Origin of the sequence: Aeromonas sp. QDB54 (assembly GCF_027707385.1) — a bacterium.
GTDB classification, from domain to species: domain Bacteria; phylum Pseudomonadota; class Gammaproteobacteria; order Enterobacterales; family Aeromonadaceae; genus Aeromonas; species Aeromonas hydrophila.
Window position 1 is genome coordinate 76,148 of the sequence record NZ_JAPCIT010000008.1, and the last position, 19,649, is coordinate 95,796.

Annotated in this window: 17 protein-coding genes; 7 read left to right on the forward strand and 10 right to left on the reverse strand. The window is 48.3% G+C overall.

Annotated elements, in window-relative coordinates; translation table 11 throughout:
* The first annotated feature begins 7 nt into the window (after positions 1-7).
* From PG881_RS09945 to PG881_RS09975, 7 genes are read left to right on the forward strand one after another with little or no spacing between them, the layout of a single operon-like run.
* Entirely contained in the window at positions 8-982 is a 975-nt protein-coding gene (locus PG881_RS09945) for a glycosyltransferase family 2 protein (protein ID WP_270799701.1), read from the forward strand.
* A 3-nt stretch (positions 983-985) separates the two neighbouring features.
* On the forward strand, positions 986-1,978 hold the full coding sequence (locus PG881_RS09950) for a class I SAM-dependent methyltransferase (protein ID WP_106551495.1): 993 nt from the start codon (positions 986-988) through the stop codon (positions 1,976-1,978).
* Between the two features lie 48 nt (positions 1,979-2,026).
* On the forward strand, positions 2,027-3,085 hold the full coding sequence (locus tag PG881_RS09955; RefSeq protein ID WP_106551496.1) for a glycosyltransferase family 2 protein: 1,059 nt from the start codon (positions 2,027-2,029) through the stop codon (positions 3,083-3,085).
* Positions 3,078-4,202 (forward strand): GDP-mannose 4,6-dehydratase, encoded by a 1,125-nt coding sequence (gene gmd / locus PG881_RS09960; RefSeq protein WP_017781250.1) that lies wholly within the window; start codon positions 3,078-3,080, stop codon positions 4,200-4,202. Before PG881_RS09955 ends, gmd begins: the two co-directional genes overlap by 8 nt.
* A 4-nt stretch (positions 4,203-4,206) precedes the next feature.
* Positions 4,207-5,169 carry a GDP-L-fucose synthase family protein gene (locus tag PG881_RS09965; RefSeq protein ID WP_106551497.1) on the forward strand — a complete coding sequence of 321 codons (963 nt, stop codon included), beginning with the start codon at positions 4,207-4,209 and terminating at the stop codon, positions 5,167-5,169.
* A gap of 8 nt (positions 5,170-5,177) precedes the next feature.
* Entirely contained in the window at positions 5,178-6,230 is a 1,053-nt protein-coding gene (locus PG881_RS09970; protein ID WP_139705015.1) for a hypothetical protein, read from the forward strand.
* 11 nt (positions 6,231-6,241) lie between these two features.
* The gene (locus PG881_RS09975) at positions 6,242-7,138 is read left to right on the forward strand and encodes a CatB-related O-acetyltransferase (RefSeq protein WP_270799711.1); all 897 of its coding nucleotides are present in this window, start codon (positions 6,242-6,244) and stop codon (positions 7,136-7,138) included.
* Between the two features lie 89 nt (positions 7,139-7,227).
* On the opposite strand, the gene PG881_RS09980 is transcribed toward PG881_RS09975, so the two are convergent.
* The 10 genes from PG881_RS09980 to PG881_RS10025 all read right to left on the reverse strand — a co-directional run bounded on the left by PG881_RS09980 (position 7,228) and on the right by PG881_RS10025 (position 19,598).
* Positions 7,228-9,483 carry an N-acetylneuraminate synthase family protein gene (locus PG881_RS09980; RefSeq protein WP_270799712.1) on the reverse strand — a complete coding sequence of 752 codons (2,256 nt, stop codon included), beginning with the start codon at positions 9,481-9,483 and terminating at the stop codon, positions 7,228-7,230.
* Complete coding sequence (locus PG881_RS09985; RefSeq protein ID WP_106551500.1) at positions 9,483-10,160, reverse strand: acylneuraminate cytidylyltransferase family protein; 678 nt, start codon at positions 10,158-10,160, stop codon at positions 9,483-9,485. Before PG881_RS09985 ends, PG881_RS09980 begins: the two co-directional genes overlap by 1 nt.
* An 18-nt stretch (positions 10,161-10,178) precedes the next feature.
* Positions 10,179-11,039 carry a class I SAM-dependent methyltransferase gene (locus PG881_RS09990; RefSeq protein WP_106551501.1) on the reverse strand — a complete coding sequence of 287 codons (861 nt, stop codon included), beginning with the start codon at positions 11,037-11,039 and terminating at the stop codon, positions 10,179-10,181.
* A 121-nt stretch (positions 11,040-11,160) separates the two neighbouring features.
* Complete coding sequence (locus PG881_RS09995; protein WP_106551502.1) at positions 11,161-12,570, reverse strand: phosphomannomutase; 1,410 nt, start codon at positions 12,568-12,570, stop codon at positions 11,161-11,163.
* A complete protein-coding gene (locus PG881_RS10000; RefSeq protein WP_106551503.1) occupies positions 12,564-13,994 on the reverse strand; it encodes a mannose-1-phosphate guanylyltransferase/mannose-6-phosphate isomerase in 1,431 nt (476 codons plus the stop codon). The genes PG881_RS09995 and PG881_RS10000 overlap by 7 nt, the downstream gene beginning before the upstream one ends.
* Positions 13,995-14,068: 74 nt before the next feature.
* Positions 14,069-15,202, reverse strand: coding sequence for a UDP-4-amino-4,6-dideoxy-N-acetyl-beta-L-altrosamine transaminase (gene pseC, locus PG881_RS10005; protein WP_106551504.1), 1,134 nt, complete (start codon positions 15,200-15,202; stop codon positions 14,069-14,071).
* Complete coding sequence (gene pseB, locus PG881_RS10010) at positions 15,199-16,203, reverse strand: UDP-N-acetylglucosamine 4,6-dehydratase (inverting) (RefSeq protein WP_024945564.1); 1,005 nt, start codon at positions 16,201-16,203, stop codon at positions 15,199-15,201. Before pseB ends, pseC begins: the two co-directional genes overlap by 4 nt.
* A 221-nt stretch (positions 16,204-16,424) precedes the next feature.
* Complete coding sequence (gene malZ / locus PG881_RS10015; protein ID WP_139705013.1) at positions 16,425-18,254, reverse strand: maltodextrin glucosidase; 1,830 nt, start codon at positions 18,252-18,254, stop codon at positions 16,425-16,427.
* Positions 18,255-18,259: 5 nt separating this feature from the next.
* On the reverse strand, positions 18,260-19,108 hold the full coding sequence (locus PG881_RS10020) for an HDOD domain-containing protein (RefSeq protein WP_017409738.1): 849 nt from the start codon (positions 19,106-19,108) through the stop codon (positions 18,260-18,262).
* Between the two features lie 70 nt (positions 19,109-19,178).
* Entirely contained in the window at positions 19,179-19,598 is a 420-nt protein-coding gene (locus PG881_RS10025) for an META domain-containing protein (RefSeq protein WP_270799725.1), read from the reverse strand.
* Positions 19,599-19,649 lie beyond the last annotated feature (51 nt).

Genomic DNA, 19,649 nt, shown 5'->3' on the forward strand with positions numbered 1-19,649 from the left:
ACATGCCGTGACCAAACCACTGTTATCTGTATTAATGCCTGTCTATAACTGTGCAGAATATATCGAAGAAGCTCTTGCTAGTATCCAGGCTCAAACTTTCACAGACTTTGAAGTGCTGGTGATCGATGACGGTTGCAGTGATGAGACACCTGCAATTGTTCGGCGTATAGCTTGTCATGATCAACGGATCAAGATCATTTCCCGGGAAAATCGCGGAATTGTCGATTCTCTTAACGAAGGGGTGGCATTAGCCCAGGGCAGATGGTTGGCCCGCATGGATGGCGATGATATTTGTGAGCCCCATCGTTTCTCTTGTCAGTTGGCTTTTCTCAACGCTCACCCAGAGGTAGACATTGTTGGAAGCTGGGTGCAGCTTTTCGGGGCTCGCAGCGAGGTCTGGCATCACCGCCGGGAAGATACATTTATTAAATTCATGCTGTTGTTTCGTTCATCTGGGTTCAGCCATAGCTCTATCATGGGTAAAATCGAGTTTTTTCAGAATTTTGCATATGACAAAAAATATGAAGATGTCGAGGATACTGAGCTCTGGTCCAGAATGGCACTTTGTAGTGGAGTTAAATTTGCCAACATCCCGGAAGTATTGGTCCATTACAGAGTTCATGATGCTCAAGTCTCAAAAATAAAACGAACGCGTCAAATGATTCTTTATCGGCAGATTATGAGCAAATACATGCTAACTCTCGGCGTCGCGGACATAGATATTGAGGCGCATGAATGGTGCTGTGATCTGCGAAGTGATTTAAGTGATGTAGAGTTAGAACGAATTTATTTATGGCTAGAAAAACTCAGTAGCAGTATCAGAGCTAACTGGAAGGATGATTTTGGCGTGATATCTGAACGTTGGGCCAGACTTTGTGCGTTGAATGGACATACAAATAAGAAAGATGGCCTGTTTGGGTTTCGCCCCGTGACCTGGCTGTACAAGACGCCACCCGTATTGAACTATAATAAGCAGGGTTAACTCATGAATCTCATACTGTTTCCCTTCGATCGTGTCATCAAGGGAGCAAGCATTGCTATCTATGGTGCTGGAGAAATTGGCGAATATTTCCTGCGACAGTTGGCTGCAGTTCCTTTTTGTCATGTGGTTTGGCTGGTCGATAAAAAATTTAAGTCCTTGGGAAAACAGCAACAACTCATTTGTTTACCACCGGCGTTGATGGATTGGCAACAGCCTGATCAAATTATTATTGCTTCTCAATTATTTGAAGAAGAGATAACAAAGTATCTTGTTAGTGAGGGCGTTGATCCTACGAGAATTGTAGGTATCAGCGCTGAGCAGAAAATTGATGTGCTAGACCTGATTCAAACCAGACTGAATGCTACCCCGGCAGATGATGAATGGGATGCCTACTATAAATTGGCAGAAAATTCAGCCCAAGCCCAATATAATAGATTCATTCAACCTGTATTGAGCCGGCTGGAAGGTGTGTTGGATTATAGCAATGTCCTTGATTTTGCCTGTGGTAAGGGACGTATTGCAGAGATAGTGCATACTCGTTGTCAGTATCTACAGTTGGTTGATGCCAGCTTTGACGCAATAGAGTTCTGCCGCCAGCGCTTTGCTAAATATTCAAATATTAGTATGCAATGCAATGGTACAGATCAGTTACCTCAGCAAGCCAGCTCTCTAAGTCTGATATATTCTTGGGATGCGATGGTCCATTTCTCTTATAAAAGCTTGGATTTCTATCTCGGCGAATTCAACCGTGTACTGAAAGATCAGGGGTATGTAGTAATGCATCACTCCAATCTTGGTGCATTGGTGGATAAGATGAGAGTGTTCGACCAATGGAATCTGAATCCGGCCGGACGTAGTAGGATCTCAAAAGATGATGTTGCTTTGATTGCCCAGCACCATAATTTCGAGGTTGTAGAACAAACACTCATCGATTGGGAATGCAAGGATATGGATTGTATCAGTGTATTGAGAAAAGCGGCAGGCGTTCGTAGCTGACCTTTGGTTTAGAATGCCCTTTATACTGCTCTAATGGATGAAAATTAAATGAAAGTTTCTATCATCACAGCAACATATAATAGTGCTGCAACTATCGAAAGATGCTTATGTAGTGTGGCTAAGCAAACCGCCATTTCCCAGATAGAACATATCATTGTCGATGGCCGATCTTCAGATCAGACACTCACCCTAGTGTCTACATTTCCACATATAGCAAAAGTGGTGTCAGAAGCAGATAACGGCGTTTATGATGCTTTCAACAAAGGATTAGCTGCTGCAACGGGTGAAATTATTTATTATCTTAGTTCAGATGATCACCTCTGTGACTCAGATGTCATTTATGATATTTTGACCGAATTTGAAAGAGACGATTCTCTAGATTATTTGGCTGCTAGAGTTATTATAAAAGATCCTGCGACCAATGCTGAGTGGATTTTGCATGGAAATGAGTTGCGTAAAGGTGAACAGGAATTTAGCCATCCTCATCATCAAGGCTTTTTCATGAAGCGAGCCCTGCTGCAGGAATATGGTGGTTTTCCCCGGTCTTTTAATATAGCTGCTGATTCCTATATTATGTTGAAGACCATTCTTTTTAAGCGTGGGGATTTTTCTGACAGAACAGTGGCCCATTTCTATCTTGGTGGGCTGAGCAGTAATATTGAAAACTATAACCTAATCAATCGGGAAACCAGGATTATTTACGAACTTCTTGATTTGGAAAGGGTAAACCAACAAGACGTAGCTTTGGCATTTGCAAATAAAAATATGACGTTATTGAAGCGGCTTTTTCATCGTTATTTGGAGAAGGAGCAAGATGTTTCAGTACTGAAAGGAAGACGTATTGGTATCTTTGGTACCGGTATTATGGCTAACATAATATACATGCTGCTTGAAAAATCGGGTATTGTGACAGACTTCTTTATTACCTCTCTGGGGAGTGACAGTACCTTTAATGGTAGACAAGTCTGGTCTTTACATGATTTCCCCTCCAATGTGGATATTTTATTTAACTCCGTAGAGGGAGAGCATGGTGATGAAATAGTTTTGAAGTTACAACACAAGGCTCCTGTAGCACGGATCATCAAGTGGCATGAAATCTATGAATAAGAAAGTCGCACTTATCACTGGTGTAACCGGGCAGGATGGCTCCTATTTGGCCGAGTTTCTGTTAGAAAAAGGGTATCAGGTGCATGGGATCAAGCGTCGAGCGTCATCGTTCAATACTCAACGTATAGACCATATCTACCAAGACCCTCATATTGAACATCAAAACTTTGTACTGCATTATGGTGATCTGACGGACTCCTCTAACTTGACCCGTATTATTCAAGAGGTTCAACCAGATGAGGTATATAATTTGGGGGCTCAATCTCACGTAGCCGTCAGCTTTGAGTCTCCTGAATATACGGCCGATGTGGATGCTATGGGCACACTGCGCCTGCTAGAGGCTATCCGGTTGCTGGGATTGGAGAAAAAAACCCGGTTTTATCAAGCTTCGACGTCAGAGTTGTTTGGCCTGGTCCAAGAGATACCGCAAAGAGAAACCACCCCCTTCTATCCACGCTCTCCTTATGCCGTTGCCAAACTTTATGCATACTGGATCACGGTGAACTATCGTGAGGCTTATGGTTTATATGCATGCAACGGTATTCTTTTCAATCATGAATCTCCCCGTAGGGGAGAAACTTTTGTTACTCGAAAGATTACCAGAGGTTTGGCCAATATTGCCCAAGGTTTGGATAGTTGTCTCTACATGGGGAATATTGATTCTCTACGGGATTGGGGTCATGCAAAGGATTATGTACAACTACAATGGCTCATGTTACAGCAAGAAGAACCTGAAGACTTTGTGATAGCGACTGGCGAGCAGTATTCTGTGCGTCAGTTCATTCTTTGGGCAGCAGAAGATGTAGGTATGCAATTACGTTTCGAAGGCAAGGGTGTTGAAGAAGTTGCAGTGGTGGTATCAGCCAAGGGAGAGCTGGCTCCGGCAGTTCGTCCTGGTGATGTGGTCCTTCGTATTGATCCCCGGTATTTCCGTCCTGCAGAAGTTGATTCTTTGTTAGGTGATGCGAGTAAAGCACGAGAAAAACTGGGTTGGAAACCCAGTATTACAGTCAGAGAAATGTGTGCCGAAATGGTTGCTGCAGATGTGAAAGTAGCGCAGTGCCATGCCTTGTTGAAAAAACACGGATTTGAGATTGGTGAGTCCATGGGGGACTGAATATATGGCTAAGAAGAGAGTCTTTGTTGCTGGACATCTCGGCATGGTAGGACAAGCCTTGTGTCGGCAACTTACGATGCTGGATTCAGTTGAACTGGTGACCGCTACTCGAGGTGAGCTAGATCTGACAGATCAACAAGCGGTAAAACGGTTTCTGATGCATCAACAAATAGATGAAATATATGTGGCGGCTGCCAAGGTTGGAGGAATTTATGCAAACGAAAGTTTCCCAGCCGAATTCATCTACCAAAACTTGATGATTGAAGCTAATTTAATTCACAGTGCACATCTTGTTGATGTACAGAAAATGCTATTTCTGGGATCTAGTTGCATTTATCCAAAGTTGACCCCACAACCCATTTCGGAAGAGGCACTTCTTACCGGCCCATTGGAGCCGACCAATGAACCTTATGCTATTGCCAAAATTGCCGGTATTAAACTGTGTGAAAGTTACAATAGGCAATATGGAAGAGATTATCGCTGTGCCATGCCGACCAATCTCTATGGCCCATATGATAATTTTCACCCTCAGTACAGTCATGTTATCCCTGCTTTAATAGGAAAGTTCTATCGAGCCATTGAACAAGGCGATAAGTTTGTAGAGATCTGGGGTAGTGGCAACGCCCGTCGTGAATTCATGCATGTCGATGACTTGGCGGCAGCATGCTTACATATTATGTCTATATCTAAACAAAATTTACAGTCACTGACTGATCCTAGATGTTCTCATATTAATATTGGAACTGGTATTGATTGCTCTATTCGTGAAGTGGCAGAGCTTCTTAAAGCTATCAGTGGTTTCACCGGAGAGTTTTGTTTTGATGAGAATAAACTTGAGGGTACTCCTGTAAAAAGACTGGATGTAACAAGATTGAATAAATTGGGTTGGCAGGCAACCACTACATTGGAGTTAGGCATGCGAAATGCGTGGGACTGGTATGTTAATAATGTTAATTTAAAAGAATAAGGTTTTTTATGAGTGTTGTGTGGATTGGTGCTTCAAGCTTGGCTGAAAAGCTTTTTAATAAATGGGTTCGTATTTATGGTGATACAGTCCCTAGAGTTATTTTGGATAATGATCCAAAGAAAAGTGGTCGCTTGTTTAATGGTATAACGATTGATCTGGTCACTAATATAAATGAATATTTGCAAAGTGATAGTAAGATAATCATTACGTCATCTTATGTGACAGAGCTCCAGTGCCAACTAAGTGAGTTGGGTGTTAAACACACCATCATGGATTATAGTACATATGATAGTATTATTTCTAGCCATGTGTTGAACAAGAATAAGCAACTTAAAGATAAGCGAAAAACTGATCGTTGTTTTATCATTGGCAATGGACCTTCACTGAAAACTATAAATTTAAGCAAGTTAGCCCAGTTTGACTGTATTGCGGTTAATCATGCCTATAAAAGCCATGAGATTGTTAAATTATTACCTCAATTCTGGATATTGGCAGACCCTCTCTTTTGGTTGAAAAGTGATTTATTACTAGAACCAATAATGAACGTGCTGTCGACTAAACTTCCTGATACCAGATTAGTAGTCAATGCTGATGCTTTACATTATTTTGACAGGCAAAAAGCGGAAATGGATAACCTCTATTTCTATGATATGTCATCTGGGCTTGCTACAGATGAGATAATAAGCTGTGACTTTAGTGCGAAAATGCAGCATTGTGCTCAGAATGTATTATGTCCTGCGATACTACTGGCCCTTTATCTTGGATATGAAGAAATTTGTTTGGTTGGATTTGATCATACTTGGTGGGCTTTTACTAAGGAGGATATATTGTCTGGAAAGGTTATTCCGCATGTTTACCAACATACTTCGGTGGATGATAAAATATCACTCGATGCATATAAGGAATTGGGTTTTCATGGACTGCGAGAAACTATTGAACGACAAAAGTTAGAGTATGGTTATATTCGTCGACTTGCCGAAAGAAGAGGGCAGAAGGTATACAATATAACGTCTGGTGAGTTAGATTGTTTTGTTAATAAGAAGGCAGATTTTTTTCTATAAGGAAAGCCTTTATGCTAATGTTACATCGCCTTATGATTGAAGATAAACTCTCTCGTGGTAGAAATTTAATCATCTATGGTACTGGGTCTGCGGCAGAGGATTTTATTAATAAAAATTCTTGGTTGTATTCACAAGTGACTTTTTTTATGACTTCACGTCCTGAGAAAGAATGCTTTCTTGGCAAAGAAGTTGTTACTCCGGATAGTTATTCACAGCCCATTAATGAGGCTTTTATAGTAATTGTTAGTTCGTTTTTTATAGAAATAAGCCAATATTTGCGTGATATTGGCTTAAAGGAGGGGGAACACTTCATTCAGGTCTTTAAAAATGTAGATGTATCGACAACCTCAAAACGTAGTATCAATGGCGTTGAGGTTGGAAAGTATACATACGGCTATGAACGCCATTGTTTCAAAGGTTCATTACTTGAAAGCATTGGTGCTTTCTGTTCCATTAATGAGTCAGTTAAAATCGGCGAGTTCAATCACCCTCTCGATTGTATTACATCCCATCCCCTACTCTATATATCCAAACATGATATTCTAGGTTATGAAGGTGTTCCTGGTATCTGGGAGAATGACGACCTATTGGATTTGTATAACATGTCTTCCAATCAAAAGATTACGATTGGCAATGATGTATGGATTGGTGCTAATGCAATTATATTACCTGGGGTGACAATTGGCGATGGTGCTGTGGTCGGGGCTGGTGCTGTAGTGACTCGTGATGTACCTGACTATGCCATCGTGGTGGGAGTCCCGGCTAAAGTTATTCGTCAACGCTTTAATAAGGAACAAATTTCAATATTGAAAAGAATATGTTGGTGGGATTGGGATGATGAGCAGATTCAAGAAAATGCTGGGCTCATTAAGAACCCAGATCTATTTTTTTCATACTATAGCAATTAGGATAATGATCAGATTTTGATAAACTATGGTATATCAAAAAAGATGATTTTTGTTATGTTTCGCTGGAAAGTAATATAGCTACCGCCTCATTAAAGCTTAAATTGCTCGAGTCTCTCTAGTGCTATCCAGAATCCTTCGCCGTTATTTTTGTGCCCTTGCCATATTTCAGGAATAAAGGATGCTGTTGGTGCGTGTTGCTTCAATAATTCAGAGACTTCGTCAAAGTCTATCTCTCCCTCACCGATTTGCAGCCCTTCGCCATCAACATCCTTAGCATCAACAAGGTGCAAGTGAGCCGTATATGGAGCTATTTGTCGAATAAATCTTGCAAAGGAATCCTTATTCAGGTTACAGGCAAGTTTTGAATGTGATATATCCAAACATACTCTCATCCCCTGTCTTTCACAGAAGTCAGAAATCTCGTCGGCCTCCATGAATAGATTGTGATAGCGTTGCCCACCAAAATGCCATGGATAAGGAGGCATTGTCTGAGGAATAATTTCGACCCCTTGGCTGTCAAGCTTTTTTATAGCTTCCGCGATTAGCTTATATTTAACCTCGCGCTCTGAACGTGGCATGAAACTATCTAAAGTGAATCCACCTGCATTGATGATGATTAGAGGTTTAGTCGCGCGATGAAAGTAAGAGGCTATCTGACGAGTTTTATCAATAACCCTTTGCATTTCTTTAATAGAGTGTTCACGATATATTTTATCTTCTGAACAGAGATCCATTATATGGTCGCCATAAAATAACTCAGGACTATGTACTATTACATCAAGGTCATAGCCTTCAGATGCTAAATAATCTGCAGGATCAAGATCTAGGTCCTTGTAGCTAAGGTGAAACTCAACTAAATCTAGATTAGTCTTCCCAAGCATATCTTTCAGGTCATGGTAGCGGACTGGGATACCAAAAGGACGATTGAATGAATATTGACGAGCATGTGTGGTCTTTTCATTAAGATCAGATGGATAGAAGAAATCACCAACAGCGATATCTCGTCGAGCAACCATACCTATGAGTTTATTTTTTTCATATGGAGGCAATCCTTTTCCGGGACTACGTATGTCTACAGCGTTCGACGTGATAATTTCTCCAATTTTTAGATCCCTGGTACATATTAGACTCTTTCCAAGCACTTCTCGATTCATCATTTCTCCCTGAGTGACTTCTCTAGCTTTGCGATGTCCCATAGCGAGCTCTATTTCACGAATCCCCTGAACCATCATAGTGAATTCATCTGGCAGCAAACTGACTCGATGGTCATTGCCTTCCATATTCCTGTCCAGAGTGAAGTGTTTTTCAATAACCTTTGCTCCCAAACTAACTGCTGCCATAGCGACCGACATTCCACGTTCATGACCAGAATAACCAACATGGCCACTTTGAATGAGTTCCTGTAAGCGACTTATGTATTTTAGATTGATGTCTTTGAAGGGCGCAGGGTAAGTCGAGTTGCAATGTAAAATTATGAATTGGGTACCATTTCTCTGAAAGAGAGCAATAGCATTTTTTATTTCTTGCTCACTGGACATACCAGTAGAACAAATCAGTGGTTTACGTGTAAGGATCAGTTTTTCTAGGAATTCATGATTTGTCAGGTCTGCTGAGGCTACTTTGTACGCCGGCATGCCATAGTTTTCCAATTCATCAAGGCTGGTTGCATCCCAAGGTGTGCAGAGAGGGATAATGCCTTTCTCTTTGCAGTAATCGAATACTTCAATCAGTTCCTTAGTAGTCAGCTGGAAGCGCTCTAGCAACTGAAGCGTATACTCTGATCCGAGATCTTCTCCAGCCGTTTTTTGGGGTGTATTTTGACGATACATGGAAGCTAAATGGCGCATTTGAAACTTGGCACAATTGGCCCCACTAGCAACAGCCAAGTCTACCAGTTTTTTTGCCAATACAATGTCACCGTTATGGTTGTTGCCAATCTCGGCTATTATAAAGGTCGGACTTTCTTCTGCTATTACGAAATTATCTATCTGGATTGGCTGGTTGTGTTGTGTAGCAACTGCCATCAAGCGATGTTGTCTATCGAGTAGAGGGAGATATTTAATTCGACTTGAAAACAGAGCGGAAATACTCTCGTGAGGACTTTCTATGTCTGCACTCGTAAAATTATGGTTGCTAACTATGGCAACTGGTAAGGACAAGTCGAAGTTAGTTTCCTCTAGTAACCAGCGTCTTAAGTCACCATCTGTCATTACTCCTTCGAGAACACCATTTTGAGTCAAAACAAAAACGATACCACTCTTGTTCAGACTCATTTTTTGTAATGCATGCATTATGGTTTCATCGCTGAAAACAACATAACGAGTAACATTTCTATCAATGATCATTAAAGATATTCCCGCATCAGAGTTTCTACAATAGCAAAGTCAGTTAGAGAGTCTATTTCCCAAGACTCATATTCTTGCATAGAGTACATAGCTATTTTACCCCCAAGACGATTTTTCTTCGCTCTTAGCAAGGGGATTTTAGTAAGATATATGGACCCATTTTCACGATACTGACGATCTGCTTCTCGAATATCCTGCCTTCTGGGGCGATTCTCATAATCGTAAAGCGCTCTAGGTGAAGAAGGAGATTTCCAGAAAAAAGCATGACTCTCGCAAACGGATACGAGTGAATCAGCTCGTTCGCGGCAGAACTGATCTATGGCGTTGGCAATGCTTTCCGGCATGCGTAAAGGTGAGGTAGGCTGAAGCAGCACGACAACTTCATCATCATCAGCGTCTAACCAATGCTCCATGGCATGGAGCATGACTTCTTCAGTTGAAGTGTGATCTTGAGCAAGCTCAGAGGGTCTGAGTTCTGGTACTTCAGCTCCCCAACTCTGGGCGACATTGGCGATGTGTACTGAATCAGTAGAAACAATCACTCGACTAATCTGGTTGCAAGCCAAGGCTTGACGGATGCTCCAACTGATGAGTGGCGCCCCCATGATAGGTCTGATGTTTTTATCAATGACACCTTTTGAGCCTCCCCTTGCAGGGATAAGTGCAGTGAATTTCATTTATCTTCTTCCTGAAGCTTAACAACGAGCAATAAACAATAAAGTGTCAGTACAATTTCTTATGGCATTATAATTACCATAAGCCTCATGCAGTATACGTGCCGATTCATCCATTATCGTATTGCCCATCCCAGAGGGTTTTTTATCAGTCAGCCAATACAGGTGATTCCATATGGGATAACGCTGTACAGCTACTTCCGATTGTACTGTCCAACCACTTTTTTCAAGTAATCGGTGTAACGATGCCCTTGTATGTAAGACAAGATGCTCTGACCAGAAAGTAAATTGACGATATTCTTCAGGGCCATTCAACAACAACCAATCCTTGGCGTGCGGAACCTCAATGATTAGTTGGCAGCCTTTGGATGCTATCGATTTTAGTTCTTCCAATATATCTTGAGGGGAAAGCAGATGTTCTAAAACATGAAAGAGACTAATCACTTCAGGCTGAAAATTAGTAACTTGTTCCAAAGATGACTCGATATGGAAGCCATCCTGCCGGAGTTGATCCCTATCTCCTTCATTTATCTCTATACCTATTGCAGACAAACAAAGATGAGCATCTTTGCGTAACTGGTAACCAGGGCCACATCCAAAGTCTAGCCAGCGACGTCCAGGTATCAGAGAGGATAAAACTTTCGTTCTTCTTTCTGCATCAAGCAAGTCCACTTCACTGCGATACCTTCCACATCCCATCGAGTTTTTCTGTGTATAATAATGTGCTGCTTTTCCGGCATAAGCAGGGTCTAAATAGATTATGCCAGTTAATGTATCTTTGTATACGGCTATATTCAGGTCTCTGCACGCTGGACTTATAATTATACTTCTGTTTGGTGAGATTAGGTCTTCAGCTAACAAAAAGTCAAAAATGTTATTCATGATCCTTTGCCCTGTCTGAAATCTGATGATAATATAAATTAATGTGAAGCTATGGTCGAAAAATTTAGAAAGTCATCAACGAAGTCATCAATTACTTAAGACTTGTTGAGAAAATATATTTCTACTCCATATCGATCAGTCGTTTAATAAGCTTCAGGTTGTTATTTACTAATGTTATGGCTTGAGCTTGGGTATTAGCCTCTGCATAACAGCGAAGTTCCGGCGCATTGGCGGAAGCTCGCAAGTGTAAGATATTGTTACCCGTAAGCTGGATTCTTATTCCATCAGTCAGATCTATATCAAGATACGCATCTGTTGCCAGCCCCAGTAACTGAAGAAGCCAAGTGGGCTCATTGCTGGCTTTTTGCATCAAGTCCGTCGGATTAACCTTGATCCGGTCGCTATGAGTAAAGCGGTTTGGTAGTGTGGCCAAGATGGCAGCAAGCCCTTTTTCTTTTGCCTGGATCAATGCAGCCAATGCTGGTAGCAGGGCATCACGAGTGGGGAGGGCCGAAAGATGCCGCCCTTCATGATCAATGCGACTGCCTAACATGAAGCCTCCATTTGCTTCAAAACCGGCTACTTTGCCTGCGAGGGCCCCCATCGCTTCCAATACATAAGGAGATCCAATCCGAGTGCGTATGACTTGTGTGACAATTTCCGATCGTTCAACGGCACTATTGCAGTTAAGTGGCATGGCCACGCTTTGTATGCCTAGGTATTGGCAACAGAGTAGTCCGAGAATATCCCCTTTGAGCCAATGCCCCTGTTCATCGGCGAGCATAGGTCTATCCCCATCACCATCGGTCGAGAATAGAGCATCCAGGCTATATTGTTGAGTCCAAGATAGGGCTCTCTGTTCATCCTCAGTGCTCAATGCTTCGGTATCGATGGGAATAAAGTCGTCACTCCGCCCCAATCGTATAACTGTTGCTCCCAATGCTTGGAAAATCGACGGGTAAATATCTCGCCCGGCACTGCTGTGTTCGTAAATGCCGATCCGTTTATGTGCCAGTGCACTCTTGTTGAAAAAATGCAAGTAACGCTCTGTATAGCGTTCTGCTGCCTCTGTGGAGGGCTGCAGCGTGGGTTGTGCCATTATCTTGGAGAACACTATATCCGCTTCTAGGATCTGTCGTTCTTCAGCTTTGGTGATCTCTCCACCAGGGCCATAGAACTTGAGACCATTTCGGTCATGTGGGATATGGCTACCGGTAACCATGATGGCCGGAATGCGGCAACGCATGGCTTGTAATGCCAAGGCCGGTGTTGGTAGTACCCCATAGAAGAGGGGCTCAACGCCAAGTTGTTGCAGGGCGGCGGCGCAGGCGCCTGCCATGCCGAGGCTGCTGGGTCTGTTGTCTATGCCCAACGCTACATGCTTAAAGGTGAAGCGATCACGCATGACAGAAATGAAGGCATGCGTAAATGCTTGGCAAACTTCTGCTGTCAACTGGTTGACTAACCCTCTGACACCGCTTGTACCAAAGCCCAAACCACTATGCTGGATAATCGTCTTGGTTCTCAGCATGGCTCGCTCCCATCTTTGTGGTAGTGCTCTCCCAGCCTTACAATGTCGTCTTCCCCCAAATAGGAGCCTGATTGAACTTCGATAAGTACCAAGTCGACTTTACCCGGGTTTTCCAACGAGTGAACGGTTGCAATAGGGATATAGACGGACTCATTTTCCGTGATGTAACGCTCGACACCATTCAGTGTCATCCTGGCTGTTCCGGAGACTACTATCCAGTGTTCGGCCCTGTGGTGATGCAGTTGTAGAGAAAGCTTGGCACCAGGCTTGACGGTGATGCGTTTGACGTGGAAACGCTCTCCGCTGTCGATAGCATCATATTTGCCCCATGGGCGGTAAACCTCGCGATGACGTTCGGTTTCTGTGCGATTCATACTTTTAAGATGTGATGTCAGTGTCTTGACCTCTTGAACCTTGTCGTGTGCGGCAACGAGTATGGCATCCTTGGTTTCCACTATGACTAGCTTGTCCAATCCAATGGTGGTTACTAGCCGGTAACTGCTTTTGATATAACAGTCTGTTGTGTCAAGCGCCAAGATGTCACCTTCTAGGACATTCCCTTGCCCGTCTTTCTCGTTCACCTCCCACAGGGTGGACCAAGAGCCCACATCGCTCCATCCGGCATCCATGGGCACGACAACGGCATCTTGCGTTTTTTCCATCACCGCATAATCCACTGACTCGCTGGGCGATTCCTCGAAAGCCGCGCTACCGACACGGATAAAATCGAGATCATGTTGTCTGGTGCTAAACGCTTTTTCACAAGCGGCCAGGATATCAGGGCGATAAAGTTTAAGTTCCTCAAGGTAGCGGCTGGCCTTGAACATAAAGAGGCCGCTATTCCAGAGGTATTTTCCAGAGGAGAGATACTGTTTCGCCGTGTCCAGATCCGGTTTCTCGATGAAGGCGTCGACGCGAGAAACTCCCCCCCCAAGAGATTCCCCTGCTCTGAGGTAGCCATAACCGGTTTCAGGTGTTTGGGGGACGATGCCGAATGTCACCAGTTTGCCATTGACTGCAAAGGGGTATGCGGCTTCTATGGCTTGTCGGAAGGCGTGCGGCTCCTTGATTGCGTGGTCTGCAGCCAGCACCATCAACACGGGATCATCAGCGATCGTCATACCGTGCAGAGCCGCCACAGCGATAGCTGGGGCCGTATTGCGTGCTGAAGGCTCCAGCAGAATATGGTTCTGTATTCCGGCCTCCCGCAACTGCTCCGCGACAATAAAGCGATGGGCCTCATTGCAAACCACGGTGAATGGGTGAGTGGCAAGTTCTTTGACCCTGCCAATAGTATCCAGCAGCATTGAGGCCTCACCCAAAAGCGGCATGAACTGCTTTGGATATAACTCACGAGAAAGAGGCCAAAGCCGACTACCTGACCCCCCAGCCATCACAACTGGCAAGATTGCTGTATCCGTCATTTTATCTCTCTGTATATCGACTATCTGGACCTTTTGACGGCAAGCTCAGAGCCTGCTTGTTCTTTTATGTACTGCTATTCATCGGCAGTTACCAATGTAAATACCTGATGTTGTTCCGCTGTCGTTAAATGAGGGAAAAGCGGGAGAGTGATGGCTCCGTAATAGTGCGCCTCTGCCATCGGTAGGGCTGACTGGTGGCCTTCTTGGTGCCAAGGCTGCTTGTAGATGGGCATATAGTGCACGTTGGCCCCGATACCATGATCGCGTAGTCGCTGGAACAGATTGCGGCGCTGTTCGGGGGCTACATGGTGTACATACAGGTGGAAGGCGCTGCGTCGTTCTGCACTGAAATAACGGGGCAGACGTTCGGGGGCCAATGCTTCAAAGTAACGATGGGCAATTTCGCCACGCTTGGCGATCCAGGCTTCAAGATTGGCCATCTGACTTAGCCCCAACACAGCCTGGATGTCGGTCATCCGGTAGTTGAAACCGAGCATTTGCTGCTCGTAGTACCAGGGGCCATCTGGCTCATTGATGAAGTCGGCCGGATCCCGGGTGATGCCGTGGCTGCGCAACATGCTCATGGTTTTGGCGAGCGCAGGGTCATTGGTCATCGCCATGCCGCCTTCGCCGGTGGTGATGATCTTCACCGGATGGAAGCTGAAGACGGTGATATCGCTGTAGCGGCAGTTGCCGGTGGGTTCACCGTGATAGCGAGCACCGAGAGCATGACAGGCATCCTCGATGATCCGAAAGCCGTACTCTTGTCCCAGGCGATGGATCTCCTGCATATCGCAGGGCAGGCCTGCGAAGTGTACCGGGATGACCACCTTGGGCAGACATCCTTGCGCCTTGGCTGCTACCAGCTTGCGCTCCAGCTCCATGGCGCACATGTTGCCGGTATCGGGCTCGATGTCGACGAAGTCGGCCTGTGCTCCGCAGTAGAGAGCGCAGTTGGCCGAGGCGACAAAGCTGATGGGGGAGGTCCAGACCCAGTCACCTGGGCCGACACCCAGCGCCAGACAGGCGATGTGCAGGGCGGCAGTTCCGGAGTTGACCGCCACCCCGAAGCGGGCACCGCAGTAATCCGCCACTGCCTGCTCGAAGCGCGGCACCACTGGCCCCTGGGTCAGAAAATCGGACCGCAATACTTCGACCACGGCTTCGATATCCGCTTCGCTGATCGACTGTCTGCCGTACGGGATCATTCCATTACCACCTTGCTGTTCAACTCTTTCAGCTGTTCAACCGTCAGGAAATCCTCGTTGTCACGGGAGTTGTACTCGAATCCCTGGGCCACCATGGCTCCCTTTTCACCTGAGGCGGTGACGGAGAAGTCATTGTTGCGATTGTTGAAGTTGATGGTTGGTCCGATGATGAAGAAGTCGTCGAACTCGAAGGTGTGGTAGGAGTCGTCACACGGGCACATCACTTCATGCAGTTTTTCACCCGGGCGGATGCCGATGATCTCCTGGTCCAGCTGAGGGGCCATGGCGGTAGCCAGGTCGGTGATCCGCACCGAGGGCAGCTTGGGCACGAAAATCTCACCCCCCTTCATGCGCGGGAAGTTGTTCATCACGAAGTCCACCCCCTGCTGCAGGGTGATCCAGAAACGGGTCATCTCGGTGTGAGTGATGGGGAGGGTGGTGGCGCCCTGATCGATTCGTTTCTGGAAGAAGGGCACCACAGAACCACGCGATCCCACCACGTTGCCGTAGCGCACCACCGCAAAACGGGTTGGATCCTGGCCGGCGATGTTATTGGCGGCGACGAACAGCTTGTCGGAGGCCAGCTTGGTGGCGCCGTACAAGTTTATCGGGTTGGCAGCCTTGTCGGTGGAGAGGGCGATCACCTTCTTGACCTGATTGAGCAGGGCGGCCTGGATGACATTCTCGGCCCCGTGGATATTGGTCTTGATGCACTCCATGGGGTTGTATTCGGCAGCCGGCACCTGTTTGAGCGCCGCCGCATGCACCACATAGTCAACCCCGCGCATCGCCATGGTGAGCCGGTTGGCGTCCCGCACGTCACCGATAAAGTAGCGCATGCAGGGGGCGTTGAAGACCTGCTGCATCTCGAACTGTTTCAGCTCGTCGCGGGAGTAGATGATCAGCCGTTTCGGCTTGTAGCGTTCCAGCACTGTCTTGACCAGCATCTTGCCAAACGAGCCAGTGCCGCCGGTAATCAATAGGGTTTTATTGTCGAACATGACGGATTCTCGCTAGTGATGCCAAGTGACAAGCAATTTATGTGCCTTGGGCCAGTTTAGCCGAAAAGGGTCGGAAGCGGTCTTGTATGATGCCAGTTTTATTCCACTCTGAGTGAACTAACTAGATGATTCATAGAGAAATCCAACCCAGCTCAAACAACTTTATGCGATCTCGGGGGCTTTAACAAAAAGCGGAACACAGGGTTCCGCTTTTTTGACGCCTAGCTGGAGAGCAGCACTCTGGCCGAGTTGGCGGGGATGGTGAGCTGCACCTCGCCCTGCACCACTTCGAATTTATCGCCGTTGAAGGCGTCGGTGAAGCGGCTGGCCGGGCTCGCGGTCTGCCACAGGGGCAGGCTGATGGTGCGCGGCTCGCTGGGGTGGCGGTTGCAGGCCACCACTACCTGATCGCTTTGCAGGGTGCGGGCAAACACATAGCTGTGCGGGCCGGCATAGAGGGTCTGGATGTCGCCGCGACGCAGGGCCGGACGCTGCCGGCGGATCTGGATCAACCGGCGGTAGTGGTCGTGCAGCACGTGATCCCAGGCGGTGGTCTCCCACGGGAAGCAACGGCGGCAGTCCGGGTCATTGCCGCCAGAGAGCCCCACTTCATCGCCGTAGTAGATGGACGGCACGCCGATGTAGGTGAGCAGCAGGGTGGCCGCGAGCCGCATCCGCTGCTTGTCTTCCCCCAGCAGGTGGAGGAAGCGGGCAGTATCGTGGCTGTCCAGCAGGTTGAACTGGGCCAGCTGGTTCTTGAACGGGATGTGGGCCCGCGCCAGCTTGAGCCAGCGATCCAGCTCTTCGGCGCTGATCTTGATGGGGTGGTAGGCGATGTCCTGCCCCGCCAGGAAGGCGCGGATCGGGTGGGCGAAGCCGTAGTAGTTCATGGCACCGTCCTCCTGATCCCCCTGCAGCCACTGGCTCGCCTCGAAGAAGTGTTCGCCCAGTACGTAGGCGTCCGGGTTCTCCTGCTTCACCGCGCCGCGAATGGCGCGCACGTGGCCGCGGTTGCCCTCGGCGGTGCCACGTTCCCCCAGCATGTGGATGACGTCGAAGCGCCAGCCGTCGATCTGGTAGGGGGCGCGCATCCAGTAGCGCAGGATGGCGTCGTCGGCTCGGTAGACGGCGTCCTGCACCTGCTCGCTGGAGAAATCCAGCTTGGGCAAACTGCGGATCCCCTTCCAGCTGACGTAATCCCCTTCGTTGTCAAAGGTGTAGAAGCTGCGCCACGGTGAGTCCGGGTTGCGCTGGGCGCCGAGCGGCGGGCAGAACCAGGGGTGCTCGGTCGAGGTATGGTTGACCACCGCATCCAGGATGATCTTCATGCCGCGCTGGTGCAGGTTGCGGGTCAGCTCGGCAAACTGGGCGTTGCTGCCGAGGTGCGCATCCACCTTGAAGTAGTCCTGAGTGTCGTACTTGTGGTTGCTCGGCGAATCGAAGATAGGGTTGAGATAGAGCGCCGTTACCCCGAGAGATTGCAGGTAGTGCAGCTTGGCATCGATGCCCGCCAGGTCGCCGCCGTAGAATTCGCAGGCGCCGTGGCCCTCTTCGTGGCGGCTGACCGGCTCGCCCCACGCCTTGCTGATCACAGCCTTGCCGCGGTATTCGTATTCGTGATGTTTGACGCTGAGCGACGGGTCACCGTTGCAGAAGCGATCGGGGAAGATCTGGTAGAACACCTGGTCCTGCACCCAGGCAGGCGGCTGGTGCAGGCTGTTGAAGCGAAAATGCTGTTCGCGCGGCGGCATGGCGGCGCTGACGCCGGCCCCGTGCAGCCACCACTGCTCCTCATCGGTGAGGCACTTGAAGCAGTAGAGGTGAATGTCCTGCCCCTTGATGAGCGGCAGGGTCGCCTGCCATACCTGCAGCCGGTCGCGGGTGGAGACCGCCGTCATCGGGATCAGGTACTCCTCGTTGTCCGGCTCATGGCGCAGCCACACCTCGCGGATCGGGGCATCCAGCTCGCTGAACAGGGTCAGTTGCAGGGCATCAGCGCTCTCTTTGAACCAGGGCGCCACCTGGGGATGAAACAGAAATGGATGGGTCATGATGCTTATTGAGTCAGAAGATCGGCGAGGGCATTGCCCTGTTCATGCAAGGTTTCGAGCTGGCCGGCGAGCGACTTGGGATCCAGCCCCAGCTGGTCGGCCAGTGGCTTGGGGAAGCGGGCGATGATGGCCTGGGCCGGCACCCCCGCGTTCCAGGCGAAGGAGATGAAAACCGCCAGGCGGATCAGCACCGCCTCCTTGCTGACCGGGTCGTGAGAGAGGGGATCCAGCTGCTGGGAGATGGCATCGACGAAGGCCTCGGAGAGGTTCCAGCGCCGTGCCAGCTCGGCGCCGAGCTGGGCGTAGTCGTAACCCAGCATCTCGCGCTGGGCCTCGACCCGGCTGCTCCCCTTCTGGATCGCCAGACTGATGAGCTCGGCCTCTTCCGGCAAGGTGCTCTGGATCAGCAGTTCGCCGATGTTGTGGATGAGGGCGCAGGTAAAGGCGGTTTCTGGGTCGAGCACCTTGGCCTCCTGGGCCAGGGTCTTGGCGATGGTGGCGACCTGGAAGGTCTCGGTCCAGAACTTGTTCTTGTCGAAGCTGGGAGGCGCCTTGAAGCTGCCGATGATGCCGGAGGCGACCACCACAGAGCGCAGCCGGTTGAAACCGAGGCGGATCACCGCCTGTTCGATGGAGGTGACTTCGTTGCCGCGGCGCAGGGCGGCCGAGTTGGCCATTCGCAGCACCTTGACGCTGATCACCTGGTCCATGGCGATCTTGGCCGCGATCTCGTCGATGCGGGCATTTTCATCGCTGAAGCTCTGCATCAACTCATGCAGCAGTTGCGGGATAGTGGGGAGTTGCTTGATCTTGTCAAACAGACGGTCCATCGACATGGCTGAGGCAGCCTCCATTGCGAGCACTGCCTCATATTGTGCCACAGGCGGGGCACATGTTCCTGTTTGTGATGCCGGTTTGTGAGCCCTAGAGCACCCAGTCGCGCAGGGTGTATTCCAAACGATGCCGTTTGCCCTGCAGGATCAGGGTCTGGGTGGTGCCATCCAGGGTGGCACCTTCGGTGAGGGTGGTCAGCACCGCCTGCTCCACCGCATCGAGCGGGGCCAGACAGGCCATCTCGGTGCTGCCCAGACTGGTCACCCAGAACTTGTTCCCCTCGAGGTGGCCCTGACCGAAGTAGCGGTTGCAACCGGCGATGCCGTTGACGGTGAAGTGCTCACCTATCTCGAAATCGGGTGGGTTGTCTCGCGGCGCGGCAACGGGCTGGCCATTCAGCTTGTCGAGCACCCAGTGGTGGTGCTGCAGGTCTTGCGAGGCGAAGCGGGGAGTACTGCTGCAGGCGCTGAGCAGAAGCAGGGCGAGCAGCAGTAGCAAGAATCTGGGCATGAAAGGGCTCCGGTAGTGGGAGTGACAAGCATACCCTCTGTGTGTGCTTTC

Excerpts from the sequence above, each read along its gene's own strand:
- PG881_RS09985 (WP_106551500.1), bottom strand. The coding sequence starts at position 10,160 with ATGAAATTCACTGCACTTATCCCTGCAAGGGGAGGCTCAAAAGGTGTC.
- PG881_RS09970 (WP_139705015.1), top strand. The coding sequence starts at position 5,178 with ATGAGTGTTGTGTGGATTGGTGCTTCAAGCTTGGCTGAAAAGCTTTTT.
- PG881_RS10000 (WP_106551503.1), bottom strand. The coding sequence starts at position 13,994 with ATGACGGATACAGCAATCTTGCCAGTTGTGATGGCTGGGGGGTCAGGT.
- PG881_RS09995 (WP_106551502.1), bottom strand. The coding sequence starts at position 12,570 with ATGCTGAGAACCAAGACGATTATCCAGCATAGTGGTTTGGGCTTTGGT.
- PG881_RS09975 (WP_270799711.1), top strand. The coding sequence starts at position 6,242 with ATGCTAATGTTACATCGCCTTATGATTGAAGATAAACTCTCTCGTGGT.
- malZ (WP_139705013.1), bottom strand. The coding sequence starts at position 18,254 with ATGACCCATCCATTTCTGTTTCATCCCCAGGTGGCGCCCTGGTTCAAA.
- PG881_RS10020 (WP_017409738.1), bottom strand. The coding sequence starts at position 19,108 with ATGGAGGCTGCCTCAGCCATGTCGATGGACCGTCTGTTTGACAAGATC.
- PG881_RS09955 (WP_106551496.1), top strand. The coding sequence starts at position 2,027 with ATGAAAGTTTCTATCATCACAGCAACATATAATAGTGCTGCAACTATC.
- PG881_RS09950 (WP_106551495.1), top strand. The coding sequence starts at position 986 with ATGAATCTCATACTGTTTCCCTTCGATCGTGTCATCAAGGGAGCAAGC.
- PG881_RS09965 (WP_106551497.1), top strand. The coding sequence starts at position 4,207 with ATGGCTAAGAAGAGAGTCTTTGTTGCTGGACATCTCGGCATGGTAGGA.
- PG881_RS09980 (WP_270799712.1), bottom strand. The coding sequence starts at position 9,483 with ATGATCATTGATAGAAATGTTACTCGTTATGTTGTTTTCAGCGATGAA.
- gmd (WP_017781250.1), top strand. The coding sequence starts at position 3,078 with ATGAATAAGAAAGTCGCACTTATCACTGGTGTAACCGGGCAGGATGGC.
- pseC (WP_106551504.1), bottom strand. The coding sequence starts at position 15,202 with ATGATCCCGTACGGCAGACAGTCGATCAGCGAAGCGGATATCGAAGCC.
- PG881_RS10025 (WP_270799725.1), bottom strand. The coding sequence starts at position 19,598 with ATGCCCAGATTCTTGCTACTGCTGCTCGCCCTGCTTCTGCTCAGCGCC.
- pseB (WP_024945564.1), bottom strand. The coding sequence starts at position 16,203 with ATGTTCGACAATAAAACCCTATTGATTACCGGCGGCACTGGCTCGTTT.
- PG881_RS09990 (WP_106551501.1), bottom strand. The coding sequence starts at position 11,039 with ATGAATAACATTTTTGACTTTTTGTTAGCTGAAGACCTAATCTCACCA.